Annotated in this window: 25 protein-coding genes and 1 tRNA gene; 18 read left to right on the top strand and 8 right to left on the bottom strand. The window is 63.3% G+C overall.

Features of this window, described 5'->3' with window-relative positions; genetic code table 11:
• The first annotated feature begins 106 nt into the window (after positions 1–106).
• Positions 107–607, top strand: a complete 501-nt coding sequence (locus ACFQJC_RS13305) for a VOC family protein (protein WP_390224255.1) — start codon at positions 107–109, stop codon at positions 605–607.
• A gap of 25 nt (positions 608–632) precedes the next feature.
• On the opposite strand, the gene ACFQJC_RS13300 is transcribed toward ACFQJC_RS13305, so the two are convergent.
• Positions 633–1,517 (bottom strand): halocarboxylic acid dehydrogenase DehI family protein, encoded by an 885-nt coding sequence (locus ACFQJC_RS13300; protein WP_390224253.1) that lies wholly within the window; start codon positions 1,515–1,517, stop codon positions 633–635.
• A gap of 77 nt (positions 1,518–1,594) precedes the next feature.
• Between ACFQJC_RS13300 and ACFQJC_RS13295 the strand changes: the two genes are divergently transcribed.
• The 4 genes from ACFQJC_RS13295 (at position 1,595) to mobA (ending at position 7,257) form a co-directional block, all read left to right on the top strand.
• Positions 1,595–1,723, top strand: coding sequence for a hypothetical protein (locus tag ACFQJC_RS13295; RefSeq protein WP_390224251.1), 129 nt, complete (start codon positions 1,595–1,597; stop codon positions 1,721–1,723).
• 89 nt (positions 1,724–1,812) lie between these two features.
• A complete protein-coding gene (locus tag ACFQJC_RS13290; RefSeq protein WP_390224249.1) occupies positions 1,813–3,369 on the top strand; it encodes an NADH-ubiquinone oxidoreductase-F iron-sulfur binding region domain-containing protein in 1,557 nt (518 codons plus the stop codon).
• A 1-nt stretch (position 3,370) separates the two neighbouring features.
• Entirely contained in the window at positions 3,371–6,637 is a 3,267-nt protein-coding gene (fdhF, locus tag ACFQJC_RS13285) for a formate dehydrogenase subunit alpha (RefSeq protein WP_390224248.1), read from the top strand.
• Complete coding sequence (gene mobA / locus ACFQJC_RS13280) at positions 6,634–7,257, top strand: molybdenum cofactor guanylyltransferase (protein WP_390224246.1); 624 nt, start codon at positions 6,634–6,636, stop codon at positions 7,255–7,257. Before fdhF ends, mobA begins: the two co-directional genes overlap by 4 nt.
• A 39-nt stretch (positions 7,258–7,296) precedes the next feature.
• Here the strand turns inward: mobA and yqeC are convergent, their stop codons facing one another.
• Positions 7,297–8,031, bottom strand: a complete 735-nt coding sequence (gene yqeC / locus ACFQJC_RS13275; protein ID WP_390224245.1) for a selenium cofactor biosynthesis protein YqeC — start codon at positions 8,029–8,031, stop codon at positions 7,297–7,299.
• A 114-nt stretch (positions 8,032–8,145) separates the two neighbouring features.
• On the opposite strand from yqeC, the gene ACFQJC_RS13270 reads away from it, so the two are divergent.
• Together ACFQJC_RS13270 and ACFQJC_RS13265 are read left to right on the top strand one after the other, a co-directional pair.
• Positions 8,146–8,568, top strand: a complete 423-nt coding sequence (locus ACFQJC_RS13270) for a MoaD/ThiS family protein (protein WP_390224243.1) — start codon at positions 8,146–8,148, stop codon at positions 8,566–8,568.
• Between the two features lie 82 nt (positions 8,569–8,650).
• Entirely contained in the window at positions 8,651–9,256 is a 606-nt protein-coding gene (locus ACFQJC_RS13265; RefSeq protein WP_390224241.1) for a class I SAM-dependent methyltransferase, read from the top strand.
• A gap of 76 nt (positions 9,257–9,332) precedes the next feature.
• Here ACFQJC_RS13265 and ACFQJC_RS13260 read toward each other — a convergent pair whose 3' ends face one another.
• Positions 9,333–10,724 (bottom strand): hybrid sensor histidine kinase/response regulator, encoded by a 1,392-nt coding sequence (locus ACFQJC_RS13260; RefSeq protein ID WP_390224239.1) that lies wholly within the window; start codon positions 10,722–10,724, stop codon positions 9,333–9,335.
• A gap of 263 nt (positions 10,725–10,987) precedes the next feature.
• A complete protein-coding gene (locus ACFQJC_RS13255; protein ID WP_390224237.1) occupies positions 10,988–12,220 on the bottom strand; it encodes an orc1/cdc6 family replication initiation protein in 1,233 nt (410 codons plus the stop codon).
• 625 nt (positions 12,221–12,845) lie between these two features.
• Here ACFQJC_RS13255 and ACFQJC_RS13250 point away from each other — a divergent pair.
• The 6 genes from ACFQJC_RS13250 (at position 12,846) to ACFQJC_RS13225 (ending at position 17,350) form a co-directional block, all read left to right on the top strand.
• Entirely contained in the window at positions 12,846–13,865 is a 1,020-nt protein-coding gene (locus ACFQJC_RS13250) for a DUF4129 domain-containing protein (protein ID WP_390224235.1), read from the top strand.
• A complete protein-coding gene (locus ACFQJC_RS13245; RefSeq protein WP_390224233.1) occupies positions 13,862–14,482 on the top strand; it encodes a DUF7269 family protein in 621 nt (206 codons plus the stop codon). The genes ACFQJC_RS13250 and ACFQJC_RS13245 overlap by 4 nt, the downstream gene beginning before the upstream one ends.
• Positions 14,479–15,744, top strand: coding sequence for a DUF58 domain-containing protein (locus ACFQJC_RS13240; RefSeq protein ID WP_390224231.1), 1,266 nt, complete (start codon positions 14,479–14,481; stop codon positions 15,742–15,744). The genes ACFQJC_RS13245 and ACFQJC_RS13240 overlap by 4 nt, the downstream gene beginning before the upstream one ends.
• Positions 15,732–16,238: a DUF7519 family protein gene (locus ACFQJC_RS13235; protein ID WP_390224229.1), complete on the top strand. Its 507-nt coding sequence runs from the start codon at positions 15,732–15,734 to the stop codon at positions 16,236–16,238. Before ACFQJC_RS13240 ends, ACFQJC_RS13235 begins: the two co-directional genes overlap by 13 nt.
• A gap of 48 nt (positions 16,239–16,286) precedes the next feature.
• Positions 16,287–16,682 carry a hypothetical protein gene (locus tag ACFQJC_RS13230; protein ID WP_390224227.1) on the top strand — a complete coding sequence of 132 codons (396 nt, stop codon included), beginning with the start codon at positions 16,287–16,289 and terminating at the stop codon, positions 16,680–16,682.
• A 203-nt stretch (positions 16,683–16,885) separates the two neighbouring features.
• Positions 16,886–17,350 (top strand): GNAT family N-acetyltransferase, encoded by a 465-nt coding sequence (locus ACFQJC_RS13225; RefSeq protein ID WP_390224225.1) that lies wholly within the window; start codon positions 16,886–16,888, stop codon positions 17,348–17,350.
• Positions 17,351–17,355: 5 nt separating this feature from the next.
• Here ACFQJC_RS13225 and ACFQJC_RS13220 read toward each other — a convergent pair whose 3' ends face one another.
• Positions 17,356–18,306 (bottom strand): AAA family ATPase, encoded by a 951-nt coding sequence (locus ACFQJC_RS13220; RefSeq protein WP_390224223.1) that lies wholly within the window; start codon positions 18,304–18,306, stop codon positions 17,356–17,358.
• A gap of 103 nt (positions 18,307–18,409) precedes the next feature.
• On the opposite strand from ACFQJC_RS13220, the gene ACFQJC_RS13215 reads away from it, so the two are divergent.
• Both ACFQJC_RS13215 and ACFQJC_RS13210 read left to right on the top strand, forming a co-directional pair.
• Positions 18,410–18,494, top strand: a tRNA-Ser gene (locus ACFQJC_RS13215).
• Positions 18,495–18,679: 185 nt separating this feature from the next.
• Positions 18,680–18,847, top strand: a complete 168-nt coding sequence (locus ACFQJC_RS13210; protein WP_390224221.1) for a hypothetical protein — start codon at positions 18,680–18,682, stop codon at positions 18,845–18,847.
• Positions 18,848–18,985: 138 nt separating this feature from the next.
• Here the strand turns inward: ACFQJC_RS13210 and ACFQJC_RS13205 are convergent, their stop codons facing one another.
• Positions 18,986–19,315, bottom strand: a complete 330-nt coding sequence (locus ACFQJC_RS13205) for a DUF8081 domain-containing protein (protein ID WP_390224219.1) — start codon at positions 19,313–19,315, stop codon at positions 18,986–18,988.
• A 174-nt stretch (positions 19,316–19,489) separates the two neighbouring features.
• Here ACFQJC_RS13205 and ACFQJC_RS13200 point away from each other — a divergent pair, with 174 nt between their 5' ends.
• On the top strand, positions 19,490–19,666 hold the full coding sequence (locus ACFQJC_RS13200) for a hypothetical protein (RefSeq protein WP_390224217.1): 177 nt from the start codon (positions 19,490–19,492) through the stop codon (positions 19,664–19,666).
• A gap of 20 nt (positions 19,667–19,686) precedes the next feature.
• On the opposite strand, the gene ACFQJC_RS13195 is transcribed toward ACFQJC_RS13200, so the two are convergent.
• Entirely contained in the window at positions 19,687–21,228 is a 1,542-nt protein-coding gene (locus ACFQJC_RS13195; protein WP_390224215.1) for a (R)-citramalate synthase, read from the bottom strand.
• A 249-nt stretch (positions 21,229–21,477) separates the two neighbouring features.
• The gene (locus ACFQJC_RS13190) at positions 21,478–21,825 is read right to left on the bottom strand and encodes a DUF192 domain-containing protein (protein WP_390224213.1); all 348 of its coding nucleotides are present in this window, start codon (positions 21,823–21,825) and stop codon (positions 21,478–21,480) included.
• 150 nt (positions 21,826–21,975) lie between these two features.
• Here ACFQJC_RS13190 and ACFQJC_RS13185 point away from each other — a divergent pair, with 150 nt between their 5' ends.
• Positions 21,976–22,497, top strand: a complete 522-nt coding sequence (locus tag ACFQJC_RS13185; protein ID WP_390224211.1) for a DUF7097 family protein — start codon at positions 21,976–21,978, stop codon at positions 22,495–22,497.
• Positions 22,498–22,584: 87 nt separating this feature from the next.
• Positions 22,585–23,136 carry a GMP synthase subunit A gene (locus ACFQJC_RS13180; protein ID WP_390224209.1) on the top strand — a complete coding sequence of 184 codons (552 nt, stop codon included), beginning with the start codon at positions 22,585–22,587 and terminating at the stop codon, positions 23,134–23,136.
• The last annotated feature ends 102 nt before the right edge of the window (positions 23,137–23,238 follow it).

Genomic DNA, 23,238 nt, shown 5'->3' with positions numbered 1-23,238 from the left:
AGATTCAACTATCGGCTAGGACCGTCCGAACCCGAACCAGTCCACTCTCCTGACTCTCACTTCTGTCGCCAATTTGATATTTGGTCGCCGCCAGCAAAATTCCCCCATGGCACCCATTTCAGACCTCGGTATCGAAATCCCCGAAATCAGCCAGATAGCGTTCGTGGTCGAAGACATCGACGACGGCATGGACCGCTTCGGCGCGCTCTTAGGACTCGGCCCGTGGGACGTCTTCGAGTTCGCGCCGCCGACGCTCCACGACACGACCTATCGCGGCGAAGAACACGACTATTCGATGACGCTCGCGCTCACTTACGCGGGCGATACGATGATAGAACTCATCGAACCGCAGGAGGGCGAGAGCATCTACACCGAACACCTCGACGAACACGGCGAGGGCCTGCACCACGTCGCGTGCTTCGCGTTCGAAGACACGGAGGGCGTCGTCGCGGCGTTCGAAGAGAACGGCATGCCCGTCCTCCAGAGCGGCATCTACGGCGAAGTGCCGTACTGGTACTTCGACACGGCCGACCAACTCAACGGCGTCATCTTCGAGACGGCGACCAATTTAGAGGCGATTCCGGAACCGGACAGACAGTATCCGTAGCTCTCCGGTTCTACATTTTCGACGATTATCCCAACCGACGCGGTCCGGTCGCCCCGAGGGTCGCCGCGTAGAGTGTTACCGCCGGCAACACCGTCTCTACAGGCCCGTGCCGGAACTGGTTCGCAAGCCCTTGCAAGTCTGAGATATCCTCGATGCTCAGGCCGATATCGCCGAGGTCCGACGGCGAGAGTCGCGGCGTGTACGAGAGCGACGAGACGTGTTCGGCTGCGAGATTCCACGACTCATCGCAGGCCGCCTCGAACGCTTCGGATTCCAACACGGGTTCGAGGTCATCCCACATCGTTTCGAGCAGCGACGGCCACTGCGCGAGACTCCGGTAGATGGTCGGCAGTCCCGAGTCGAACCCGTGGTACGCCTGAATCGAATCGACCGTCTCAGCCAGCGACTCCGGTACGTCTTCGAACGGAATCATCGTCACCGGTTGCCCCACCTCCCGGCCGAGGTTGGGGAACGGCGCGGTGGCTTCCCAGTCGTCAGTCGGCGACTCTCCAATCGGTTCGTCCGAGAGCGCCCGGTCGAGCAGTTCGAAGGTAAAGGAGAGTCGCGGCATCATCGTATCGAGGGTGACCATCTGGCCGCGCGCCTCGCGGAACTCTGCCGGTGCGGTCTTTGTCGATGCGGGGTTGTAGGTCGGAATCCCGTGGTCCTCCAAAATCGAAACCACCGTATCCCGGTATTCGACCTCGTAGCGGGCGAACGCCCGGGTCTCGAACTCGGGCTTGAGTTGCCCCCACGCGTAGCGCAGGAATTCGGGCTGATTTGCCATGAGCGTCCGGAAGAACCAGTTGACGACCGGTGCCCGAAACGTGGTCGTCAGGTCGTCGTAGAGGCCGCGTTGCCACCCAGTCGCCTCGGATTCGTACACCTGCTTGCTCGTGTCGAAGGCCATGGTACTACCCTACACAGCGATAGAGGAGATAGTCGTTCGGGCGGAGAGTCATACGTCCCCCGCTCGTATCGCATTGTATGACTCTCGGCTCTCGTAACGTCGCACGGCTCAGAGATACTGCTGCGTTCCTCGTCGTCGTCACAATCGCCGTGTTCCTCATCGTCAGGTGTCGTGACTACCCATCGAGGCTCGAACCACCGTTCTGAGTGCTCGTCTCGCTTCCCTCGCGTAATCCGGCAACTAACATGTTAACACACCACAATTCTTTCCTCCCGCGCCCGCGCATGTACACGAAATGGTGGAACGGAACGAACCGAGAGACGGGCCTGTCGTGCGCGTCAGCACCGGGTCGGCGTCCCTCGACGCCGCACGAGCGGTGTTCACTGCCGCCCGCGACGAGACCACGTCGGCGTCGATAGTCGAGGTCGGACCGACGGGTCTCGGCGACTTCGACCCGCTGGTACTCGTCACGACAGGTGGCGAGACGGCGTATCACCCCCACGCGAGTGCGGACGAGGTGCGCGAACTCGTCCGCCGACTCGAAGACGGGGACGTGTCGGCCGACGACGCACATGCCGTCGTCGAGCACGACCCGGACGAACCGTCGCTTCCCCTCCCCGACGACGGTCCGCTGACTGTCGGGCGACGACGAGTCCTCGGCCGAGCGGGGTGGGTCGGTGCCGACGAAGTCAGCGGCGAAGATTCAGTTGTAGAACTGGTCCGAGACGACCCCCGTGCGGCCGACGGCCGAGTACGAGAAGTCGGCTTGCTCGGTCGCGGACGCGGCGACGGGAGCACCGACGAATCGGTCATCGTCGAGTGGGACCGCGCCCGCGACACCCACGAATCGACGGGCGACGAACCAGTCCTCGTCGTCAACGCGAACGAGAGCGATAGTCGCAATGGAACGGACCGTCTCCTCCTCGAATCGGTCCCGGCCGAAGTCATAGACGGCGCGCTCGCGGTCGCCGAACTCGTCGGTGCCGAGGACGTCATCTGCTACTGCAACGAGTCGGACGCGCTCGCCCGCGAGCGACTCCAGACGGCGGTCGATGCGGTCTCGGAGCGACTCGAACCGCCAAAACGCCCCCAAGTCGTCGCGGGACCCGACCAGTACACCGCCGGCGAGATGACGATGGCGCTGGAGGCGATGGAAGGCAACGACCGACTCGAAGCGCGCCTTCGCCCGCCGACACCGGCCCAACACGGTCTCTACGGCCGACCGACCGTGATTCACACGCCGCGGACGCTCGCACAGATTCGTGAACTCCTCCTCCGTCCCGATTCGTTCGACGCCGACGACGCCGACCCGGGAACGCGCCTCGTCACCGTCTCGGGCGACGTTGCGGCACCCGCGACGGTCGAACTCTCCACCAGTGGGTCGCTCTCGGCGGTGCGAGATGTCGTGACCCTGAGCGGGTCACTGAAGATGGCCTGCGTCGGCGGGCAGTTCGGCGGTCTCACGCGGACGCTCGACCATCCACCGAGCGCGCCTGCCCTCCTCGGGGCCGACCTCGGCACCGAAGGCGCGGTCGAACTGTTCGGTGACTCGAAGTGTGCCGTCGCCATGGCGGGCACACGCGCCCGGTTCGCCGAGGACGAGAACTGCGGACGCTGCGTGCCGTGTCGAGAGGGGTCGGTGCAGTTGACCACGCTCCTTAGAAACGTCTACTCGGGCGACTACGACGACGGCGCGATACGCGAACTGACGCGGGTGATGCGAACCACGAGTACGTGCGACTTCGGGCGCGGGGCGGCCCGGCCCGTGACGACGGCGATGGACGAGTTCGAGACCGAGTTTTACGCGCACGCCGACGGACGCTGTCCGAGCGGCGAGTGCGAGGAGATGTGAGATGAGTACCGACGATACCCCCACAGAGAACGAATCGACACCCTCTCCCGCGATGCCTCACGTGCCGGACGTGGAGGACCCGCGGCCGAGCACGCCGCTCACGGAGGACTTCAACACCGGCACGGCCAACGACCCCGCGGTGGGGACGACCGGCGAGGAGATGACCCACCTCACCATCGACGGCACGCCGATAGCGATGCCGCCCGGTTCGACGATTATCGACGCGATGGAGGCGGTCGATACCGAAGAGGACGTGGCCGCGCTGTGCTACTACGACCGCGGCACCGAACAGGCCGAGAACATCGGCCCGCGGAGCGAGTGTCGGACCTGTATGGTCGAGACCGAAGAGCACGGACTCGTCCCCTCGTGTAGTTTCCCCGCCGAGGACGGCCTGACCGTCCGAACCGACGCCGAAGACGCGGCCGAAGCCCGGAGCGTCAACCTCGACCTCGTGCTCTCGAATCACAACCTTCGGTGTACGACCTGCGGGCAGAACGGCCGTTGTGAGTTGCAGGACACCGCCATCGACGCCGGTGTCGAAGAACCGCGGTACGGCGTCTTCGACGACCGCGACGCCTACGAGCCAATCGACGACACCTCGTCGGTCATCCAAATCGACCGGAACAAGTGCATCCTCTGTAACCGCTGCGTGGACGCCTGCAACGACGTGCAAGTCGAGGGCGTCCTCCGAATCGAGGGGTCCGGTTCGGACACCAGAATCGGCTTTCAGACCGACGTGGACACGATGCAGGACTCGACCTGCGTCTCCTGCGGCCACTGCGCCACCGTCTGTCCGACCGGGTCGCTCGTGGAGCAGGGGTTGGTCGATAGCGCGACCATCCCGTTGCCCGGATTCAACCAGAAAAACTCCATCGGCAAGGTGGTCGAAGGCGAACGCGCCACGACGGCCGACGAGAAAGGCAAGCCAAACTGGCGCGCGAAAGGTGGCGCGGGCGACGCTGGCGACGGCGAACTCGCAAACAAGTCTGGAGTCGCCCGGTTCATGGCGAAAGCCAGACAGCGCGCCCGAGAGACGACGACGCGCGTCGCCGGCGAGTCGCTGAAACAGGTCGAACACATCAGCGAGAAGGTGGCATCGGAGACACTCAACGTCGGTCGGATGTTCGACGTCGCCGGCGTCGTCAGCGACGCGAGATTAGGTCGAATAACGAAAGCCGAGACGACCTGCAACTACTGCGCCGTCGGCTGTCGATTCGAACTCTACGGCAAGGACGGCGACGTGCTCGGCGTCCGACCGGCCGACCCCGAGGCGACTCCGGCAAACGACTTTTCGACCTGCGTGAAAGGCAAGTTCGGCTACGACTTCGTCAACAGCGACGACCGATTGACGACGCCCCTGATTCGGGACGGTGACGGCTTCCGCGAAGCCAGCTGGGCGGAAGCCTACGACCGCATCTACGAGGAGTTGACGCGGATTCAGACCCAACACGGCACCGACTCCGTCGCGGTCACGTCCTCCTCGAAGTGTACGAACGAGGAGAACTTCCTGAATCAGAAGTTCGCCCGACAGGTGTTGAAGACGCCGCACGTGGACAACTGCGCCCGACTCTGTCACTCCTCGACCGTCGCCGGTCTCCAGCAGACCGTCGGATATGGCGCGATGACCAATCGCATCAACGAGGACATCGGCGAGACGGAGTGCTATCTCATCACCGGGTCGAACACCACCGAAGGGCACCCCGTGCTCGCCACGAGAATCAAGCAGAACGTCCGCGATGGGGCGGACTTGTTCGTCTTCGAACCCCGGAAGATTGGGCTCGCCGAGCACGCCACGCAGTACACGCGGACGAAACCCGGCTCGGACATCGCGTGGCTCAACGGGATGGTTCGCCACATCATCGACCAGGACCTCCACGACACCGAGTTCATCGACTCCCGAACGAAGCACTTCGACGAGTTGAAAGAGAAGGTCGAACCGTTCACGCCAGAACGAGTCGAGGAGTTGGCGGGTGTCCCACCGGAGGAACTGAAACGCGCTGCCGAGACCATCGCAACCGCCGACACCTGCATCTTCGGGTGGGCGATGGGCATGACCCAGCACGCCCACGGCACGCGAAACGTCCTCGCCATCACGAACCTCGCGCTCGTGACGGGGCACCTCGGTAAGCCCGGTGCCGGACTCTCGCCGTTCCGTGGCCAGAACAACGTCCAAGGTGGCGGCGGCGACATGGGCCCGGCCCCGCACAACTTGCCGGGATATCAAGACCCCACCGACGACGAAATCGCGGACAAGTTCGCCGAGGTGTGGGGCGAGCGTCCGCCGCAAGAGGTCGGACTTCGCCTCCCCGAGCAGTACGAAGCGATGTTGCGGGGCGACATCCGCGGCATGTACATCATGGGCGAGAACCCCGTGCTCTCGGAACCCGACATCAGCGAGGCCGAAGAAGCCCTCGAAGAACTGGAGTTCCTCGCCGTACAGGACATCTTCCTCACCGAGACGGCCGAGTACGCCGACGTAGTCCTCCCGGCCGCCTCGAACGCCGAGAAGTACGGCACCTTCACCAACACCGAGCGCCGCGTCCAACTGGTCCGGCCCGCTATCGACCCGCCGGGAATCGCCAGAACCGACCTCGAAATACTGTGCGACCTCGCCGACCGATTCGGCTACGAGTGGGACTACGACTCGGCGGCCGACGTGATGGACGAGATTGCCGAACTCGTCCCCATCTACGGCGGCATCAGCTACGACCGCCTCGAATCGACGCCCGAAGGCATCCAGTGGCCCTGCACGGACGCCGACGACCCCGGAACGCCCTACCTCTACGAAGAGCGGTTCAACTTCGACGACGGACTCGCCAGATTCGTCCCCGCCGACTACGCCGGGCCCGCAGAACTGCCCGACGAGGAGTACCCGCTGATGCTCACCTCGGGTCGCGTCCTGTACCACTGGCACACCGGGACGATGACGCGCCGGACGCAGGTCTCGATGGACCACGTCCCGGAGAGTTTCGTCACCATCCACCCGCGGATGGCCGACCAGTTGGGCGTCGAGGACGGCGAGTACGTCCGCGTCGTCTCCCGACGCGGCGACATCGTCGTCAAGGCGGAAGTGAACGACGTGGCCGACCCCGGCGTGGTGTTCATCCCGATGCACTTCGCCGAGGGCGCTATCAACGAACTCACCCAGCACGAACTCGACCCCGTGTCGTACATCCCCGAGTACAAGGTGTCGAGCGTCCGCATCGAACCGCTCGGTCCGGACCCTGACCGGGAGACGACTGACGCCGAACCGTCGAGCGACGAATGACCCACCTTCGCTCCGCCGTCATCATCGCCGGCGGTCGTTCGACTCGCTTCGGCGACGCCGACAAAGCAGTGGCCGAGTTGGCCGGAACACCGATGATTCGCCGGGTCGCAGACCGACTCGTCCCCGTCGTGGACGAACTCGTCGTCAACTGCCGAACGGACCAACGCGAGGCCATCGACTCGGCGATGAGCGGGTTCGAACTCCCAGTCAGGTACGCGCTCGATTCGGAACCGGACGCCGGGCCGGTGGCCGGCATCGGAACCGGATTGGGTGCGTGCCGCGGCGAGTACGCCGTCGTCGTCGCCTGCGACATGCCCTTCGTCGAGGCCGAACTCGTCCGGTACCTCTTCGAGCGTGCCGAGTCGGACGGAGTCGATGCAGTCGTCCCAAAACTCGAAGACGGCTGGTATCAGACGACGCAAGCAGTCTACCGGGCCGAGTCGATGGCCGCGGCTTGCGCCGACGCACTCGAACGCGGGGAACACAAGATTCTCGCGCCGCTCGACGAGTTGGAGTGGGTCGTCGTCAGTGAGGTCGAGGTGCGAGCACACGGCAGTCTCGACACCTTCGAGAACTGCAATACGCGAGAGGAGTTCGAAGCGGCCGAGGCGCGGTTCTGAAATCGTGTGGCAGCGGCTTTCCGCTCGGTAACTGAGGTTCTACTCCCGTTCGATGACGGCGACGACAGGACCCTCAGTATTCATCCGTGCGAGTACGACCCGGGGAACGTCGGTACGTTCGAGAACGCCGGCTGCAATCTCTCGGCCGACCGCTTCGAGTTCGTCGTCGTCCACCATGTTGACGAGCGGAATCACCGTGGCGTCCGGCGGGACGCCTTTTCGGCCACCGTCGGGGCTGGCGAGGACCGCGGCCACGTCGTCGGCATCGATTCTGTCGCCGAGTTCGAGACCCGTGAGCGCCGCGACTCGTTCCGGGCGATGGACGAACTCTTCGGTGAGCGACTCGCCGACGACTTTCGCGCTGGCGATTGGGACGACGATGTCGGCACTGGCCGGGATTCGCGGTTCGCTGTCGTTCGGCGCTTTGAGCCATCGGGTACGGGCACCGTCTGCTTTGACGAAGACGGCGTCGGCACGACCTGCGTTTTGGATGGCAGTCACCACCGACGGGTCGTATCCGCGGTAGCGGTCTTCGCGCTCCTGTTCGGGGACGAGTCCGAGTGGCCAGGCGTCGTTGTCGCGGAGGGCAGAGAGTGGGTCGTCGGTGACGGCGACTCGGGCGACCTGTTCGTCGAAGATGGGGATTCGAACCGTCGCGGTGAGGACGCTCTGCGGCACTGCGCGGGCGAGGTGGTAGAGCGTGGTCTTCTTGCCGCCCGCGCCGACGACGCAGAGCATCCCCGAGTCCGCGCCGAGCGCTTCGACGATATCCATACCGTCCTTTCTCTCGACACGCCGAAAAGTGTGCTGTGGCGGGTGGAACGAGACGTTCTCAGAGAGAGGGATTCAGGAACGGCGTTCATTCTACTGCTTCGCGTATCTCTCTGTATGGCCACAGACACACACGAACGGACTGCAGCGGAAGGGAGAGACCAGACAGCGAGACAGCGGCAGATAACGACGGTGAACCTTCGATTCACCGGGCACGTTCGGACGACGTTGGGGATGGCTCGAATGGCGTTCGCGTTCGAGGGCGACACCCTTCGGGAGTTCCTCGATGCGTTCTTCGAGGAGTACGACGTGCGCGAGTTGGTGATGGCAGAACGCGAGGCGGACGCGACGACTCGCGGGTGGGTGAAAGCCGACCACATCCCCGGAACGTGGCGCAAGAATCCCGAAGGCGAGCAGACGCGCGCCTACGCGCGAGTGATGGTGAACGGGAAGTTCAACGAGAACCTCGACGGGTTAGATACGACACTCGAAGACGGCGACCGAGTCGCGCTCGTCTACCCCTTCTTGTTCTGTCTGTGACGCTCGGCATCTCGTCTTTTGTCCGCGACAGCGGCGACAGCGGCGACAGCGCGATTATGCCGTGTCACTCCATAGACACTGCATGGACCGAAACGAGGTTCGTCGCGCGTGGGAGTCGGTGTCCGAGGCGTACGCCCGAAACCGAGACCCAACCGGGTCTGACGCGGCGTTACTCGCCGACCTCGTCGCAACACTCCCCGACAACCCGGTCGTCCTCGACGTGGGGTGCGGCGACGGCGCGCGGACGCTCTCGAACCTCCCGACGGGCAGTATCGGTCTGGACTTCGCTCGGCGGGGACTCGAACTCGCCAGCGCGGAGGTGCCAGAGGCACGACTCGTGTTGGCCGACATGCGCCACATTCCGCTTCGAGACGGCTCGGTCGATGCGATTACGGCCTACCACGCCGTGTTTCACATTCCACGAAGCGAACAGCCAGCGGTGTACGAAGAGTTCGCGCGTGTGCTCAAACCCGGCGGCGTCGTGTTGATGACGCTTCCCGGTGGACGATTCCAGACCGTTCGCCGTGGGTGGATGGGTGGCCGGATGTTCTTCTCGTCGCCCGGGCGAGAATCGACGGTGCGAGAACTTCGGGCCGCTGGATTCGACCGCTTGGAGACGCGTCTCGCGGACGACCCGCTCGGAACGAGTAGCGAGTTCGTGTTTGCGAGGCTGACCGACGGCCGATGAGGAAGGCGGTTGCTGTTGAACTCCTCTGAATGAAGTAGGTACGGCTGTCTCTGAAACAGACGCGAACTGAACTATCTCAGGGAAAATCCACGCCCGTCACCTCGAACCTCGCTCCACCAGATTGACTCTCTGTCACCCTCACTGTCCACCCGTGGGCATCGCAAACCTGAGCGACGATTGAGAGTCCGTATCCGGGACTCCCCTCGATTGTCGAATAGCCAGAGAGGAAAACCTCCTCTCGGTCGGACTCCGGGACTCCGGTTCCGTCGTCTTCGACGTAGAAGCCCGCCCCGGTATCGAGGATTCCGACGTGAATACTATCTGCGTCACCGTGTTTGCCTGCGTTTCCGAAGAGGTTCTCGAACACTCGGCGTAACTGGACCTCGTTCGCTACGACGGTCTCGCTGGATTCGATGGTCAGGTCCATCTCTCCGGTGTTCACCGTGGACCAGGCATTAGAGGCGATTTCCTCCAGTGAGAGCGGTTCTGCGGTGAGGCTCTCTCCGCGGGCTAACCCCAAGAGTTCCTCCAGGAGGTTTTCCATCCGGTTGTGTGCCTGTGCCACCTCTTCGAGGTAGGTCACGTCACCGGTTTCTACTGCCAACTCCAGATTCCCTTCTGCAACGTTCAACGGCGTCTTCAGGTCGTGCGAGAGGGTGCTTGCGAACGTTTCCAGTCGTTCGTTCCGCCACTGGAGTTCCTGTTTCCGTTCTACCTCGGACGTGATTTCGCGCGAGTGGACGAATAACCCATCTTCCATCGGGAAGACACGAATCTTCACCCAGTAATCGTGCGGTTCGTAGTAAGTTTTGAACTCGACCGACTCACCGCTCGCAGAGGCGTCCATGTACTGCTCTCCGAGTTCTGTACCGCCTGCATCCGGAAACGTCTCCCAGAAATGTTCACCGATGACGTCGTCGGAGGAATAGCCGGTCCGGGCTGCCATTTTCTGGTTCCAATACGTTATGTTCCAATCCGTGTCGAGGGCGAAGAACCCATCAACCTGCTCGAACATTTCGAGCAGTCGGTCCCGGGCGACTGTCGCCCGGATTTCTGCTTGGCGCTTAGTGACGAGAGTGGAAATTTGGTTAGCCAAGAGTTCGTAGGTTTCGGTCCCCCCTTTCTGAACGTACGCCGAGACTCCGGCAGTGATAGCTTCAGTAGCTACGTCCTCGCTACCCTGACCGGTGTAGAGGACGAAAGGGAGGTTCGGATACTCGTTTTTCACCGCATCGAGAAACTCTAACCCGTCCATCTCGGGCATTTGATAGTCGCTCACGATACAGTCGATGTGGTCGGTTTCGAGCCGGTCTAGACCGTCAGCGGCGGTGGGCTCCGTGACGACCGAGAGGTCGTCGTCGATCCGTTCGAGATACGTGGCTACCAGGTCGATCAACTGAGAGTCGTCATCGACGTAGAGAACACTAAATGATGAGTTACGAGATTGATTGGGAGTAGCCATGGTCATCTGTCATCTACCGAGAAACCTCATTCGGCGGTTAAAACAGTTGTTTCAGCTACTTTGACAGTTATGCGCGACACGGACGACACCAGCGCTATCGATTGGTACTTCGATTCACTATTCATCGTAGCCGAAGGCGACGTACGACGACTCTGCCCTGTATTCGACACTGCCTCGGTGAACTGCCGGAGACTAAAGATGTCAACAGAAACTGAATGTAGGAATTTATGATAATTTGGGTGAACCAGACGCGCAGGTTCGTGCCGATATCACGCCGAGAGCGACGTCGCCTCGTGTGCGGTCTTTCGAATCTCGTCCAGCACGGAGTCGAGCGCGAGCACGTCCGAGAGGGCGGTCATCGCGCTGTTGAACGGAACGTCGAGCGCATAGCTGTAGTAATTCCCGCGAGAGCCGGTTCGGTTCTCTTCGGCCGAGAGGATACCGAGCATGCGGAGGTCCGAGAGGTGGTTGTGGACCGAACGTTGGGCGAGCGGGTCGATGCCAGCGGAGTTACAGAGCCGAAGGTACTCCTGATACAGGTCGCGCATCCGACACGGCGTCTCGTCGTTGGCGGCCTTCGAGACGACGGCGAGCAGTGCGAAGTGCCCGTTTTCGGTGAGTTCGCGCATACCTTCGACGACGCGCTCTTGTTCGAGCTTCTGCCGGGCGATATCGACGTGGTCGAGCGTGATTTTCTCGTCGTCCTTGTTCTCGGCGTGTTCGCCGGCGAGACGGAGTAAGTCGAGGGCCTGGCGCGCACTTCCGCTGTCGCGGGCGGCGAGCGCGGCACAGAGATTGAGCACGCCCTCTTCGCAGGAGTCCTCGGCGATGGCCACGTCGGCGCGCGATTCGAGGATGTTCTGGAGTTCGGGGGCCTGATAGGGCGGGAAGTGGAGTTCGCGCTCGCACAGCGTGTCCTGTACGCGCGGGTCGAGTTGGTCGTGGAACTTGAAGTCGTTCGAGATGCCAATCAAGCCGACTTTTGCCTCTTCGAGTTTGCCGTTCGAGCGCGCCCGGGGAAGTTCGTAGAGGAGTTCGTCTCGGTCACCGATGGAGTCCACTTCGTCGAGGACGATGAGGATGGTTCCGCCGACGTCGTCGAGTTCCTCGAAGAGTTTCTTGAAGACGGTCTGTTGGGGATAGCCGGTCGAACTAATCTCCGCGCCCGTGGGTCGGAGTTCGTTGACGAGTTCGACCGCAACCTGATACGAGGAGTTGAGCGTCTTGCAATTGAGAGAGATGACGCTGAGAGAGACGTCGTCGTACTTCGATACGTCTTCGAGAAGCATCTCGAGGAGGAACTCCGTCACCGCCGTCTTCCCGACGCCGGTGTTCCCATACAGAAAGACGTTGTTCGGTTCCCACCCATCGACGACGGGTTGGAGGGCGTCCATGTATTCGGAGATTTCGTCGTCGCGCTCCTCGATGCGCTCGGGCTTGTAGGACTCGCCGAGAGCGTCCTTGTTGGTGAAGATGTTTTGTTTTCGCTCGAACCGGCGCATTAGCGTCGGGTCGTTGTGGCGTCCTGTTATTTAACACCCCGATTTCATCTGGTTCATGTGAACAGCCGCGCGTGACTAATGCTAACGTGTGTTAGTGTGTGGTGTGTCGTGAGTGAGTCGAACCACACAGACACACACCACTATCACAAGTGAACACCACTACACGCCAGTCCATCGTGAGATAGCTCCCCACGAGTTCATCTAAAGCGCTGACACGAAGCGGTGGTGCTGGTAATCGGTCGGTGTCGTTCTCCTTTGCCGAGTATGGTCGATTCAGCACGTCTACGGGGAGAATTCACTTGCACGTCTGGTGGGTCCCGTGGTCGGCTGCACGATACGCTCTGACCCATCTCGCTCTCTGTTCTCTCACCCCCCGTACTACTCCCCCACCACTTCACTTGCATCAGTGGTGTCTCTGGGTGGGAAACTCGCTGTCCGTGTCCATCTGTTCACTTGCATCGGTGGTGTGTGCGGACCGAAATCGCCCGGTTACCAACCGACTGATTCACTTGTAACTGGGGTCTGTCCCGGTATCACCGAAAGCGACAGACTGCGCTCGGTTCAGACGCCCGATTCGTCAGTTATCCTCGAAATACATATGCCGCGCATACTGGTATCTACCCACGTGGACTCCGCTTCCCTCCGTGCGCTCGCGCTCGCGCTCCTCGCGGTCGTTGCCCTCTCAGTCGCCGCGGCGACCATCGATACGACGGTCATCAGCGGTGGCGGTCCCTCCGGGTTCGGCGCTGGGGATTCCGGCGGAGTGGGTTCGGGCGCGACGGAGTCACCCGGGTTCCGGCCAACACCGGGAGACGGTGGCGACTTCAGTATTCCGACGCCATGTCTCCCGTGGCTTCTCTCTCCGACGTTCCTCGGGGCAGTCGTGCTCGCGTTTCTCGTCCTCGGGGGTCTCGCCTACCGAGAAACCGGGTCGCTGCTCCCACCGATTGCCATCACGCTCGCACTCGGCCCGCCGGTGATACTCTTTATCGCGTTGTTGACGACCTGCCAACGGGATATCTCGTTCCCGTCGCGTGTCGCCGCCGTCGCCGAAAACGCCTCGCTCTTCCCGGCCGGCGGTGGCGGTGCACTCGGTGACGGGAGCGCCGCCGCCCAGAACGTCCCGGTGCCGACCGCTCTCTTCGGCGTCTTCCTCGTCGTCGCACTCGCCGTCGCCGTCGTCCTGTTGTTCACTTCGACGGGCGACGACCGAGACGACGCCGACGACTCGCTCGACGCTGACGAAGCGGCCGTCTCTCCGGACGTGGCCGCGGTCGGACGCGCTGCCGGTGCCGCCGCACAGCGAATCGAAGCGGGCGACGGAGACGTGGAGAACGAAGTCTTCCGCGCGTGGTCGTCGATGACCGAACTCCTCGACGTGCCGAACCGGGCATCTGCGACCCCGGCCGAGTTCGCCGCCACCGCCGTCGATGCCGGCATGTCACGAGACGACGTGACCGCGTTGACGACGCTGTTCGAAGAGGTCCGGTACGGTGGGTTCGAAGCGAACACAGAGCGCGAAACCCGCGCCATCGACGCACTCCGAAACATCGAATCGACCTACGCAGATGGCAGCGCGGATGCGTCCGATGCAGATGACCCGCAGGACGCGTCTCACGGCGAATCGAGAGAGGACAGCCGATGACGCGAACACGACAACTCGCACTCCTCGTCGGCGTCGTCGCCTCGCTCGCGGGTCTCGGCATCATCGCGGGACTCCCGCTCGGTCTCGAACTCACCGACATCTTTCTGGGTCTCGTGGCGGCGCTCGCCGGGATTCAGTCGCTTCGGTACGTCCAACGACGCCGGGATACCGCGGTGCTCACCTCGTCCACCGACGACCCCGAGATGCGCGTCGGCGTCCCGCAACCGGGTGCCGATATCGACGCGGATATCGTGACAGCGATGGCGAACCGCTCTCGATGGGCCGCGCGCAACCGCGTCGTGGACCGACTCGAAGCGAGCGCAAAGCGCACGCTGATTCTTCGCGGTGGTCTCTCGGCCGACGACGCTGAATCGGCACTGGACGACGGCGCGTGGACCGACGATAGGGTGGTCGCCCGGTTCCTCGGTGCGAGCGTCTCGGTTCCGATTGCGACGCGGCTTCGACTCCTCCTCTCCGGCCAGTCGGCGCTCGTCGCCCGAGTCGGCCGGACTATCGACGCAATCGAACGAATCGGCGACGACGATTGGCAGTCGCGTGCCGACGATCCACCTTCTTCGACCCAACAAGCCGACCAAACTGGGGCGAATCATCGATGAAGGGGTTCGAGACGAGGCGCTGGGTCGGTCTCGAAGGGCTCGTCCTCGCGGCCGCCGCGGTGGGCGTGCTCACTCGCCGGCCGGCGCTCCTGTTCGTCGCCGGTCTCGGCGTCGCCCTCCTCGGCTACACGCGAATCGCTCGCGCGCCGGCGCTCGACCTCGAAATCGAGCGCGACCTCTCCGACTCGACGCCCGCCCCCGACGACGACGTGCACGTCACGCTCACCGTCACGAACACGGGGACAAGCACCGTCTTCGACCTCCGCGTCATCGACGGCGTGCCACCGGCGCTGGCAGTCGATGACGGAACCGCCCGTCTGGGAACGGCCCTTCGACCCGGCGCGACGGCGACGCTCACCTACACCGTCTCCGCCATCCGTGGCGAGCACACGTGGGAGGAGACGACCATCGTCGCCCGCGACCCGAGCGGGAGTATCGAGCGGCGCGAGACCATCGACGTCGAGACGACGATGCGGTGTGAACCGGTTCTCGCTGCCACGGCGAACCTTCCACTTCGGGGACTCACCTCGCAGTACGCCGGCCGGGTGGAGACGAGCGTCCCCGGTTCCGGCCTCGAATTCGCCTCGATACGCGAGTACCGCCACGGCGACCCCCTCCGCAGAATCGACTGGAACCGTCGCGCCCGCACCGGCGAACTCGCAACGGTCGAGTTCCGAGAGGAGCGCGCGGCGACGGTCGTTCTCGTTATCGACACGCGCACGGAGGCCCACGTCGCACCCGAGCGCGACGCCGAAACCGCCGTCGAGCGCGGTGTCGATGCCGCGAGCGTCGCCTTCCCCGCGCTCCTCGACAGCGGCGACCGAGTTGGTCTCGCGGCGTTCGGCCCGAAGCCGTGCTGGCTCGCCCCATCGACCGGTCTCGACCACCGAGCGCGAGCGCGACGGACGTTCGCAACCCATCCCGCGTTCGCGCCCGTCCCCAGCGAGGCGGCGTTCTTCCCGACGATTGCGCTCAAGCGACTCCGCCGCCGACTCCCGAGCGACGCGCAGGTAATCTTCTGCTCGCCGCTGTGCGACGATTACGCGGCCGAAGTCGCGCGACGACTCGAAGCCTACGGCCACGCGGTGACGATTGTCTCGCCCGACCCGACCACAGGGTCCACTGTCGGCGGCCGACTGGCGCGAATCGAGCGCGACCTGCGAATCCGTGACCTCCGGCGACACGGAATTCGGGTTATCGATTGGGGTGACGAGTCGCTCGCGGTTGCGCTCGACCGCGCGGCCACTGGGTGGTCGCGGTGAGCGAAATCACCCGCGCACCGACTCGCACGGGAACCGCGCTGTCGCTATCGGCCGCAGGGATTGCGACGCTCGCGCTCGCGTTCTCTGCGACGACTGCCGCACTCGGCGGGGTCGCGGCAGTCGCCTTACTCGCCGCCGGGTTGACCCGCGGGTCACGCCGACTGCTCGACGTCGCGGGCGGTCTGCTCTTCGTCGGTCTCCTCGCGGGCGGCGCACTCGGTGGAAGTACCGAAGCACTGCTCGTCGCCGCTATCGCGTCGATTCTCGCGTGGGACCTCGCCGAGAACTCGCTCACGGTGGGCGACCACCTCGGGAGAGAGACGGACACGACGAGGCTCGAACTCGTCCACGGGGCGACGACGCTCGTCGTTCTCACTCTCGGCGCTGCGGTGGTCTACGTGATTGGCATCGTCGCATCGGGCGGGCAACCCGTGGCCGCGGTGGTGCTCCTCGTCGTCGGCGCAATCGCGCTGGTTGCGGGGATTCGGCGGTAGCAGGGTAATTCTCACAAGACATTTACACCGTTATCGTAGTTTTATGACATGAAACGCCGAGGTGTCTTGGCACTGATTGGGGCAGTCGCTTTCCTTCCCGGCTGTCTGGGTGATGTGTCCGAAGGAGACGCCGAATCACCGACGGCAGACGCAGACGAGTGCGACGTGATGGAGATGTGTGAGGACTCGACTATCGTCGAAGTATACGTAGACCGCGACTATTCCCAGCAGGTGGTCCTCGATGCTGCGTGCCGTGCCGAGGAAGTCGAGGTCGAACCGGGTGAGACGGTTCGCATCGAACGCGAGACCAACGGCGAATCCTGTGATATCCGACTCTCTACCAATGGAACCGTGGTGTTCGACAGAGGGATTCCCGGCCATCAATCGACGAGGATTCGGGTCACGGGTGCGGGCGAAATCGACGAAGAGACCATCGTGATATAGCAGTTTGAGGTCTTCCGTGGAGAAATCAGGGCTGGAACGACCGTCGTCTGCGGGTAATCATCGACCCACACAGTTATGTGTCAACCCGAAGTCGGATTTGGCATGACCCTTTTCGTCTGTGCGTGATGGCTCGCCCCGTTGGGTGCCATCCTCTCGTTCGCTGTCCCGCTTAGCGACTACTCTCAGAGACTCACACAGACACGATGCAGATTCGACGACCAACAGACGCAGAAACGACCGTAGTAACGAACGAACTCCTGATTCCGGGGCTCAAGGATTCAGAAGCCAAAGCACCGGAGTTCAACGAGTTGGACGACGACGGCGTTGCGGACGCCTCGTGCGACTACTGGCTCAACGACGACGACAAAATTCTACTCGTCGCCGAAACAGACGACACGCTCGTCGCGCACATCTCGGCCGGACGATTTGACAGTCCACCCGTCTACACCCGCGGTCCCCGAACTCATATCGACGGCCTGTACGTCAAACCCGCCTATCGCAGACAGGGCGTCGCCTCGGCGCTCATCGAACGCGTCGAACAGTGGGCCGCAGAGAGGAACTGCGAACATCTCGGCATCACCGCTCACGTCGATAACGACGCGGCGACGTCGATGTACGACCACGACTTCGACCGCACGTACCTCAGCTACTACCGACCAATCGAATAACGAACTCAGTCCAGCGTCGGCACCGACACGTTCCCCAACACGTCTTCGACGACGGCCGACTTGGCCACATCCTCGACCCTCGCGTCGGGCGTCAGGACGAGGCGATGTGCGAGCACGGGTTGGGCGACGCGCTTGATGTCGTCGGGGGTGACGAATTCTCTCCCTTGGATGACTGCATGCGCGCGCGCGGCTTCGAACAGTCGTTGCGTGCCGCGGGGAGACACCCCAATCCGGACAAGGCGGTCGGTTCTGGTGGCGCGGGTGAGTTCCGCCATGTAGCTCAGTAGGTCGTCGTCCACGCGGACCTGCTCGGGTGCACCTCGGAGTCCGACCACGGCGTCTCGGTCGAGGAGCGTCTCGACGTGCGGACTCTGCTCGGTGCGTCCGGCGCGGCGGCGCAGGAGTTCTATCTCGCCGTCGAGGTCCGGATAGCCAATCGCCGATTTGACGACGAAGCGGTCGATTTGCGCCTCGGGGAGCGTGAACGTCCCCTCCTGTTCGACGGGATTCTGCGTGGCGATGACGAAGAACGGCGACGGGAGTTCGTGCGTCTCGCCATCGACGGTCACCTGCCCTTCTTCCATTGCTTCGAGGAGCGCCGCCTGCGTCTTCGGGGGTGCGCGGTTGATTTCGTCGGCGAGGACGACGTTGGCGAAGATAGGACCGGGCGAGAACTCGAAGTCTCGCTCGCGTTCGTCGTAGATGTTCGTCCCCGTCACGTCGGCGGGGAGGAGGTCGGGGGTGAACTGAATCCGGGAGAACGAGAGCCCCAACGCCGTCGCCACGCTTCGGGCGGTGAGCGTCTTCCCGGTTCCGGGGACGTCTTCGAGGAGGACGTGGCCGCGTGCGAGGACGCCGATGAGGACCGTTTCGAGAAAGGACCGCTCGGCGATGACCGCGGTCGAAATCGCGTCGAGCACGTCCGCGCACGTCTCGCTCGCGCGTTGGATTTCCATGAGGTGTGTGGCGCGTGGATACCACTTAGTCCTTGGTTCACCCCGACATGGGCTGTCGAAATCGAAACCGATTAAATGGTGCGCGAGGTACGAAGTAGTGGAAGCCGAGGTAGCCTAGCCCGGCCAAGGCGGTAGATTCGAAATCTACTGTCCATTCGGACACGTGAGTTCAAATCTCACCCTCGGCGCTTCTCTCGACACCACCCGGCGAGAGACGTTCATGTCTCTCGCCCAGCGTGTGTCGGTGTGTGCGACGACCGGTGAGTTTGAACCAGCGAGCAACGCGAAGCGTTGCGAGTGAGGTTCAAATCTCACCCTCGCCCCCTCATCACATGCCCACAATTTAATCAAATCTCTAACACGACCCGGTAGCATGGACGACGAACTCCGCCTCCGACTCGATGCGCTCATCTTCATGCTCCTCGCACTGCTCGCGGTGGAGGGGTTCCAACTCTTAGGGCCACCCGGTGCGGGATTCGGACTGCTACTCGGTATCGTAATCATCTACGCGTTCGGACCGGGGCTGGCGAATCGAACCTAATCGAAGTAGCTGTTTGGCCACCATCACGAACCTCAACCGATGAGCTACTCGCTGAAACAGAAATTCGATGCGCTCGCGCTGGTCGTCGCTCTCATGCTCGCCTTTCGAGGATTCCTGTTCGGCGGGTACGGCGTCCACCTAATCTAGAAACGCGTCCAGTGCCAACTCCGCGACTTCTACCCCGCCGCGAAGTCGTCGCCGACGCTTGTCGAATGCGCCGTCGAGTTGTCGCCCAGCAAGCCGACGCCCGACCAGATAGGCGTCCGCGTCACTCTCGTCGCGCGGGTCGGCACGGCGAATCCACACGCGGTTCTCGCCGTCGCTCGACAGTCCGCGCGCCCACAACGCGGCGTCGTCGCGGGAGGAAAAGACGTGCCGCGCGCCGCGTTGATTGACGAGTCGCCCGACTGCGCCGTTCCGTCGGCGGGCGGAGGGTTTGACGAGAACGACGAATCGCTCGGTGGGCACACTACCTCTAGGCGTTCAGCGAACTTGTACCGCCCGAAATCTGTGGCATTTTGCCCAACTCGGACTCGTCACCACCTGATTTGTCACACCGTGACACGACCCGCCGCAGTCTGTCGATTTCACTTTCACTCTCCTAGGATTCGATACATATCCCCTCGCATCGTCGCACAGAGTATGAGCGCGAACGTAGCAGAGAAAGCCACCTCGGACCGAGACACTCGCCGAATCGACGTGACGACCGTCAGCACCGGCCGCATCGCCGACTACGCGGAGACCGAACTCGGCGAGGACGCGATTGGATTCGAGCGCCGCGGTGGCTGGACGTACCTCGTCACCAAAGAGACGCGCTGAAAACGGGTTTTTCGAGTCGATTAGTCGTCCGCCGAGGAGACGTTCGGAACCGCTGGTTTCGACGCGAGCAGGCGGTCGAGCGCGTCCACCATCGCTTCGACGCTGGCGCGAGTGATGTCTGCGTCGGAGGCGGCGACAGAGACGCGCCGGTCACCACGGGACATCGCCACTTCGACGGTCACGACGGCGTCGGTGCCACCGGTAATCGCATCGACGTGGTAGTCGTCGAGTTGGGCGTCCGCGTCCGGTCCGAGTGCTTCTCTGACGGCTTTCACCGCCGCATCGACCGGCCCTGACCCCGTGCCAGAGGCGACGCGTTCCTCGCCTTCGACGCGGAGTCGGACGCTCGCGGTCGGGATTCCACCGCCGGAGGCGGCCGTGAGGTCGAGGAGTTCGACCCGGCGGTCGTGTTCGCGTCCCTGTACGTCCTCGGCGAACGCGAGCAGGTCGGCGTCGGTGACGCGCTTGCCCTTGTCGCCGAGTTCTTTGACGCGTTGGACGACGGCAGTCACTTCGTCGTCGGTCGCCTCGACGCCGTGTTCGTCGAGGGCGGCTTTGACGCCGGCGCGGCCAGCGTGCTTGCCGAGGACGAGACGGCGCTCGCGGCCGACCGTCTCCGGCGAGTACGGTTCGTACATCGCGTCGTCCTTCAGCGTGCCGTCGGTGTGGATGCCGCTCTCGTGGGTGAAGGCGTTCTCGCCGACGACGGCCTTGTTCGGCGGGAGGGCGATACCCGTCGCGTACGCGACCGTCTGGGCGAGACTGTACAGTTCGTCGAGTTTCACCGTCTCCACGTCGTAGCAGTGGTGGAGCGCGATTGCGACTTCTTCGAGTGCGACGTTGCCGGCGCGTTCGCCGATGCCGTTGACGGTGGTGTGGACGAGGTCAGCGCCCGCGGCGAGACTGGCGTGGACGTTCGCCATCGCCAACCCGAGGTCGTCGTGGGTGTGCGTGGAGGTCGGCCCGAGGTCGGCGAGTCGAGAGACGACGTCGTAGGTGTGCTCGGGACTCGTGTGACCGACGGTGTCGGCGAAACAGAAGCGGTCCGCGCCGGCGTCGTGGCTGACGCGCGCCAGTGATTCGAGGAACTCCGCCGACGCGCGCGACCCGTCTTCGCCGATGACTTCGACCCACAGACCGTGGTCTTTCGCGTAGGCGACGAGGTCGGCGGTCGTCTCGCGGACGCCGTCGCGGGTCGTCCCGACCTTGGACTCGATGTGTCGCTCGCTCGCGGGGACGACGAGCGTGATTCCGTCCACGTCGCAGTCGAGCGCGAGGTCAACGTCGCCTTGCACGCCGCGCGCGAAACTCGTGATGGTCGCGTCGAGACCGAGCGAGGTGACGCGCTTGATGGTCTCGCGCTCGCCCGGCCCGGTGCAGGCACTCCCCGCTTCGATGTAATCGACCTGCGCACGGTCGAGCGCACGAGCGATGCTCGCCTTCTCGTCGGGCGACAGCGAGACGCCCGGCGCTTGCTCGCCATCGCGGAGTGTTGTATCGAGGAACTGTACGGCATCGCCACTGAGCGTTCCGACTGGAACGCCCGAATACGTGTTGTTCACAGGAAAATCGCCTTTGGTATCACTCGCGTAGAATTTCACAGCCAGCCGTCTCACGACGACTTACTCTATCCTCCGTCGGTGTGGTAGGTTCCGACATAGTAATTGAACACATCTGTCGAAGAGTGTATAAAAGCGAGGGTTCAGACAGAATTTGGTGTCTACTCCGGACCGGCCCGACTCCATACTGGCGCGTACGTCTGGCGCGTTCGCGCCACGGATGGCGTATGAGTTGCGTGGTCGCCGAAGCGGTTACTCGTCGAGTTCGACGAGGTCGCCGGGTTCGATATCCTCGGCGGCACCTGCGGGGAGTTCGACGATGGTGTCTGCCATCCCGAAGCCGATGCCGGTCCACGCGGACAGGCGTTTCTTCTTTCTGACCTCACCACCGATTATCCAGAGGGCGTCGATGTCGAAGGGGACGAACAGCATGTGGAGGCTGTGTCGGTCCGCATCGTTGAACCGAAAGACGAGCGCGTAGTCGTCGGGCACGTCGCGGCGGAACATCAGGCCGCGCGTCTTCGAGATGAGCGAGTCTGCCGTCTCGACGGTTTTTGCGAGCGTCGTGTGGTCCCCGTTTCGACGGTGTACGAGTCTCACATACCCGAATAGCTCACCATCTCTCATCAATGCTCCGCTGAGCGTGCTGGATACGAACCAACTCGTTACGGGATGAATGCCAGACCACACCACGATGGACCGCCATCCGCGAGAGCAACGTTTTCCCCTCGTGCCAACCTCAGCGCGACCATGGAGCGAACGCCGACCGGCACGCCCGTTGGCGTGGACGACCCCTACGACTACGCCGACCGGTGCGACCACCTCACGGGCGACGGCCACTGTCGGTTGGCCCGCGAGTACGCCGACCGCGACCCGCAGTTCGCCCGCGAGCGCGCACGTGAGAACTACGAGTGTGTCGCCGCCGAAGACGGATGCGAGTTCACCGACTGTCCGCACTACAGCGCGACCACCGACGGCCGCGAGTGCGCTCGCTGTGGACTCGAAGAGATTCGACTCGCGCACGATTCGACCGCGAGACCGCTCCTCGAAGAACACCACCTCTCGTACGGGAGCAGCGACGGTCCCGAGCCGACCCACGAGATAACCGTCTCGCTCTGTCGGTGGTGTCACGCGAAGGTCCACAACTCCTTTGCCCGCATCGACGACGACGCCTCGCCAGACCCGGAGGCAATCGCCGCCCGAGAGTCACGACGAAGCAAAGAGATGGACGAGTTCGGCTTTCGCTCGGCACGTGACCGTCTCGACGAATGAGTCTGAAATGTGCCAATCTAATGCACAGATACGCGCATATCGGACAGTCTTCGATTCACTTTTAGGCACGGTGGTCCAACGCCGCACATGACCAGAATCGTCGTTATCGACAACCACGGACAATTCACGCACCTGGAACAGCGTGCGCTCCGTGACCTCGGCGTCGAATCCGAACTCATCTCGAACGACACGGACCCCGCGGACATCGACGCGGACGGTATCGTCCTCTCCGGCGGCCCGGACATGGACCGCATCGGCCGCAGTGCCGATTACCTCGACCTCGACGTCCCCGTGCTGGGAATCTGTCTCGGCATGCAGATTCTCGCAAACGAACTCGGCGGCCGCGTCGGCGGCGGCGAGTACGGCGGCTACGCCGACGTGGACGTGGAAATCCTCGACGAAGACGACCCACTTCTCGGCTCGCTCGCCCCCGAAACCCGCGTCTGGGCGAGTCACGCCGACGAAGTGAAGGAGGTTCCAGAGGGCTTCACCCACACTGCGACCAGCGACGTGTGCGACATCGAGGCTATCAGCAACACCGACCGCGACCTCTACGGCGTCCAGTGGCACCCGGAAGTCGCCCACACCGACGAGGGCGAAGAAGTCTTCGAGAACTTCATCGCGCTCTGCGAGCAGTAAGCCGGCGCTCGTCTGCGAGTCGCACCCTCTCACGCCCCGGTCGAATCGCCACACACTCCTCGGTCGAATCGCCGTATACCAGTTCGTGGCGAGAAGCCGAGA

Origin of the sequence: Haloferax namakaokahaiae (assembly GCF_042663225.1) — an archaeon.
GTDB lineage: Archaea > Halobacteriota > Halobacteria > Halobacteriales > Haloferacaceae > Haloferax > Haloferax namakaokahaiae.
Note: the sequence above shows the minus strand (reverse complement) of the source record. Positions and strands in the feature narration are given on the sequence as shown.

What these genes read in the sequence shown, in the direction of transcription:
- ACFQJC_RS13255 (WP_390224237.1), bottom strand. Translation starts at nt 12,220, where the DNA reads ATGCGCCGGTTCGAGCGAAAACAAAACATCTTCACCAACAAGGACGCT.
- ACFQJC_RS13300 (WP_390224253.1), bottom strand. Translation starts at nt 1,517, where the DNA reads ATGGCCTTCGACACGAGCAAGCAGGTGTACGAATCCGAGGCGACTGGG.
- ACFQJC_RS13200 (WP_390224217.1), top strand. Translation starts at nt 19,490, where the DNA reads ATGAGCGCGAACGTAGCAGAGAAAGCCACCTCGGACCGAGACACTCGC.
- fdhF (WP_390224248.1), top strand. Translation starts at nt 3,371, where the DNA reads ATGAGTACCGACGATACCCCCACAGAGAACGAATCGACACCCTCTCCC.
- ACFQJC_RS13265 (WP_390224241.1), top strand. Translation starts at nt 8,651, where the DNA reads ATGGACCGAAACGAGGTTCGTCGCGCGTGGGAGTCGGTGTCCGAGGCG.
- ACFQJC_RS13295 (WP_390224251.1), top strand. Translation starts at nt 1,595, where the DNA reads ATGACTCTCGGCTCTCGTAACGTCGCACGGCTCAGAGATACTGCTGCG.
- ACFQJC_RS13210 (WP_390224221.1), top strand. Translation starts at nt 18,680, where the DNA reads ATGGACGACGAACTCCGCCTCCGACTCGATGCGCTCATCTTCATGCTC.
- ACFQJC_RS13245 (WP_390224233.1), top strand. Translation starts at nt 13,862, where the DNA reads ATGACGCGAACACGACAACTCGCACTCCTCGTCGGCGTCGTCGCCTCG.
- ACFQJC_RS13225 (WP_390224225.1), top strand. Translation starts at nt 16,886, where the DNA reads ATGCAGATTCGACGACCAACAGACGCAGAAACGACCGTAGTAACGAAC.
- ACFQJC_RS13260 (WP_390224239.1), bottom strand. Translation starts at nt 10,724, where the DNA reads ATGACCATGGCTACTCCCAATCAATCTCGTAACTCATCATTTAGTGTT.
- yqeC (WP_390224245.1), bottom strand. Translation starts at nt 8,031, where the DNA reads ATGGATATCGTCGAAGCGCTCGGCGCGGACTCGGGGATGCTCTGCGTC.
- ACFQJC_RS13290 (WP_390224249.1), top strand. Translation starts at nt 1,813, where the DNA reads ATGGTGGAACGGAACGAACCGAGAGACGGGCCTGTCGTGCGCGTCAGC.
- ACFQJC_RS13240 (WP_390224231.1), top strand. Translation starts at nt 14,479, where the DNA reads ATGAAGGGGTTCGAGACGAGGCGCTGGGTCGGTCTCGAAGGGCTCGTC.
- mobA (WP_390224246.1), top strand. Translation starts at nt 6,634, where the DNA reads ATGACCCACCTTCGCTCCGCCGTCATCATCGCCGGCGGTCGTTCGACT.
- ACFQJC_RS13220 (WP_390224223.1), bottom strand. Translation starts at nt 18,306, where the DNA reads ATGGAAATCCAACGCGCGAGCGAGACGTGCGCGGACGTGCTCGACGCG.
- ACFQJC_RS13180 (WP_390224209.1), top strand. Translation starts at nt 22,585, where the DNA reads ATGACCAGAATCGTCGTTATCGACAACCACGGACAATTCACGCACCTG.
- ACFQJC_RS13185 (WP_390224211.1), top strand. Translation starts at nt 21,976, where the DNA reads ATGGAGCGAACGCCGACCGGCACGCCCGTTGGCGTGGACGACCCCTAC.
- ACFQJC_RS13230 (WP_390224227.1), top strand. Translation starts at nt 16,287, where the DNA reads ATGAAACGCCGAGGTGTCTTGGCACTGATTGGGGCAGTCGCTTTCCTT.
- ACFQJC_RS13305 (WP_390224255.1), top strand. Translation starts at nt 107, where the DNA reads ATGGCACCCATTTCAGACCTCGGTATCGAAATCCCCGAAATCAGCCAG.
- ACFQJC_RS13270 (WP_390224243.1), top strand. Translation starts at nt 8,146, where the DNA reads ATGGCCACAGACACACACGAACGGACTGCAGCGGAAGGGAGAGACCAG.